The 3285-nt window shown below is 73.9% G+C and carries 3 protein-coding genes; all 3 read left to right on the top strand.

Annotated elements, in window-relative coordinates; genetic code table 11:
* Positions 1-97: 97 nt before the first annotated feature.
* Complete coding sequence (locus ACFTZL_RS43150) at positions 98-1285, top strand: 3-deoxy-7-phosphoheptulonate synthase (RefSeq protein WP_382595577.1); 1188 nt, start codon at positions 98-100, stop codon at positions 1283-1285.
* Positions 1286-1382: 97 nt separating this feature from the next.
* A complete protein-coding gene (locus tag ACFTZL_RS43145) occupies positions 1383-2375 on the top strand; it encodes an aldo/keto reductase family protein (RefSeq protein WP_382595574.1) in 993 nt (330 codons plus the stop codon).
* Positions 2376-2461: 86 nt separating this feature from the next.
* Positions 2462-3277: an SDR family NAD(P)-dependent oxidoreductase gene (locus ACFTZL_RS43140; RefSeq protein ID WP_382595572.1), complete on the top strand. Its 816-nt coding sequence runs from the start codon at positions 2462-2464 to the stop codon at positions 3275-3277.
* The last annotated feature ends 8 nt before the right edge of the window (positions 3278-3285 follow it).

The following is a 3285-nucleotide window of genomic DNA, read 5'->3' as shown; positions in this document are numbered from 1 at the left end:
GCTCGCCCTCCCCGACCCCGACCCGGGCCCCGACGCCACCGACGCGGACGCCCCTCGCGCCGCGGCGGTGTGACGCCCACATCCTTGGAGGAAAACCATGACCGCCACGCGCCTGCTGTTGCCGGCCCGTGCCCTTCAGCAGCCTGAATGGGCCTCGCTCGACGAACTCAAGGACGTCCTGCTCTCCCTGGAGGCCAAGCCTCCCCTGGTGGACGCCACCGCCTGCGCCGATCTCACCGCCGAACTCGGACTGGCCGCCCGCGGCGAGGCCTTCGTGCTGCAGGCCGGAGAGTGCGCCGAGCGGTTCTCCGACGCCAACCCCGAGACCGTCCTCGCCAAGACGGACGAACTGCACCGACTGGCCGATGAGTTCACGGACGCCAGTGGTCTTCCCGCCGTCCGGATGGGGCGGATCGCCGGGCAGTACGCCAAGCCGCGCTCCAGCCCGACGGAGACCCTGCCCGACGGCACCGTGCTGCCCGTCTACCGCGGAGACGCCGTCAACGCCCCCGAGCCCAGCCAGGCGGCGCGCGCCGCGCTCCCGTCCCGGCTGCTGCTGGCCCACCGCAACGCCGGCACCACCCTGAGCACCCTGCTCGAACGGGATCTGGGCCTGGCCGGGCGGACGGCGTCGCAGCGCACCTACGCGGGCCACGAGGCGCTGCTCCTGGAGTACGAGCAGGCCCTGGTGCGCCCCGACGCGGACGGCGGACGCTACGGCTCCTCGGGCCACTTCCTGTGGGTCGGCGACCGGACCCGTCAACCCGACCACCAGCACGTGCAGTTCGCGGCGTCGGTCAGCAACCCGGTCGGCGTCAAGATCGGCCCCAAGGCCTCGCCCGAGGACGTCCGCACGCTGGTGCGGATGCTCGGCGACCCGCGCCGTCCCGGCAGGCTCTCCCTGATCGTGCGCATGGGCCGGGACCACATCGTCCCGAAACTGACCTCCCTGCTGGGGGCGCTCGGTGACGAGGCCGCCGGCGTGGCCTGGATCTGCGACCCGATGCACGGCAACACCCGGGTCACCGGTGCCGGGCAGAAGAGCCGCGTGGTCGGCGATGTCGTGGCGGAGATCGAGGGTTTCGTGTCGGCCCTGCACGCGCACGGCCTGCGTCCGGCCGGCCTGATGCTGGAGACGGCCCACAGCCCCGTCACCGAGTGCGTCGACACGGCGGCGGAGCTGGCCTCGGCCACGCCCCTGCCCCGCTACGAGTCGGCCTGCGACCCGCGGCTGAGTCCGCACCAGGCCGGCGAGGTGGTGGCCCGTACGGCGGAACTGCTGTGAGGCGGCGCGCCACCGCACCCGCCCGCGCGCCGCCGGGCTCCCGGCGGCACCCGAATCCGCGAGAAGGACCAGAGACCGAAGAAGAAGGGGACAGCACATGGAGTTCCGCCGGCTCGGCCACAGCGGCCTCGTGATCAGCGAGATCGCCTACGGCAACTGGATCACCCACGGTGCCCAGATCGACGAGGAGGCGGCGCACGCCTGCGTGCGTGCCGCGCTCGACGCGGGCATCACCACGTTCGACACGGCGGACGTGTATTCCGAGACCCGCGCCGAGACCGTGCTCGGCAAGGCGCTCGCCGGTCAGCGGCGCGAGGGCCTCGTGCTCGCCACCAAGGTGTGCCACCCGGTGGGGCCCGGCCCCAACGACCGCGGCCTGTCCCGCAAGCACGTCGTCGAGGGCTGCGAGGGCTCGCTGCGCCGGCTCGGCACCGACTACGTGGACCTCTACTACGCGCACCGCTACGACCCGGCCGTTCCGCTCGAGGAGACCATGCTCGCCTTCGCGGACCTGGTCCGCTCCGGCAAGGTCCTCTACATCGGGGTGAGCGAGTGGACCGCCGAGCAGATCAGCCGCGCGGCCGGCCTCGCCAGGGAACTGCGCGTCCCGCTGGTGGCCAGCCAGCCGCAGTACTCCATGCTGTGGCGGGTCATCGAGTCGCAGGTCGTGCCCGCGTGCGAGCGGGAGGGACTCGGCCAGGTCGTCTGGTCGCCGCTGGCCCAGGGCCTCCTGAGCGGCAAGTACCTGCCCGGCGCCGCGGCGCCCACGGGTTCCCGGGCCGACGCCGAGGCCGGCAAGGGCTTCGTCGACATGCTGGTCGGCCACTGGATGAACGACGAGGGGGCGCTGCGGGCCGTCCAGGAGCTGGGGCCGGTCGCCTCTGACCTGGGGCTGACGATGAGCCAGCTCGCGGTCGCCTGGGTCCTGAACAACCCCTCCGTGTCGGCGGCCATCATCGGCGCGAGCCGCCCCGAGCAGGTCAAGGAGAACGCAGCGGCCTCGGGCGTACGCCTGGAACCGGCTGTTCTGGACCGTATCGACGAGATCCTCTCGGCGTACATCGTGCGGGACCCGGCGAGGACGGGCTGACCACTGCCGCGGGGCCGCCCGGCCGGAGGGGCGAGCGGGAGACACGGACGGGGGCCGACAGCACGAGCGAGAGGAGCGTGAACGGCGTGGACGACACGGACGGCCTGGGCGGCGTACGGGGGGTGGGCCGTCCCGGGGCCTCCGGAAGGGCGGTGATCGTGACCGGCGGCAGCCGGGGGCTCGGGCGGGAGACCACGCTCCGGCTCGCCGCGCAGGGGTGCGATCTCGCCGTGTGCGGCCGCGACGCCGCGTCGCTGGAGGCGGTGGCCGAGGAGGTGCGCGCCCGGTACGGGCGCACCCTCCGCACGGAGCGGCTGGACGTGCTCGACGAGTCCGCCCTCACGGCGTTCGTACGGGAGTCGGCCGCCCGCCTCGGCCGGGTGGACGGCCTCGTGACCGTGGCGGGCGGGGCTCGCGGCGCGGGTCTGCGCGACACGGAGCCGTCCGACTGGGACCTGACGTGCCGGCTGAACGTCACCCATCCGGCGATCGCCCTGCGCGAGGCCGCCGACCATCTGGCCGCGACAGGGGGCAGCGCCGTGCTGGTCTCCTCCGTCTCCGGCTGGAAGCCCGCCCCGCCCGCCCAGTACGCGGCGGCCAAGGCCGCGCAGATCCACATGGCCTCCTCCCTCGCCCGTGAGCTGGGGCCGCTGGGGGTCCGGGTCAACTGTGTGTCGCCCGGCTCGATGCTGATCGAGGGCAAGGGCTGGGCCAGGCTCCGGGACGAGGACCCGCGGGCCTACCGCGCGTTCGGGAAGGAGTTCCCCGGTTGCCGGCTGGTCGATCCGCGGGAGGTCGCCGAGGTGATCGCCTTCCTGCTGTCGGACCGGGCGCGGGGCGTCAACGGCGCGAACATCCCGGTGGACGGCGGCCAGAACGCACCGAGCGCCTACGGCTACTGAGCCGGTCC

Origin of the sequence: Streptomyces sp. NPDC056948 (assembly GCF_042674225.1) — a bacterium.
GTDB classification, from domain to species: Bacteria; Actinomycetota; Actinomycetes; order Streptomycetales; family Streptomycetaceae; genus Streptomyces; species Streptomyces purpurascens.
The sequence above is the reverse complement of the archived record's forward strand: the minus strand, read 5'-3'. Positions and strand labels throughout refer to the sequence as shown.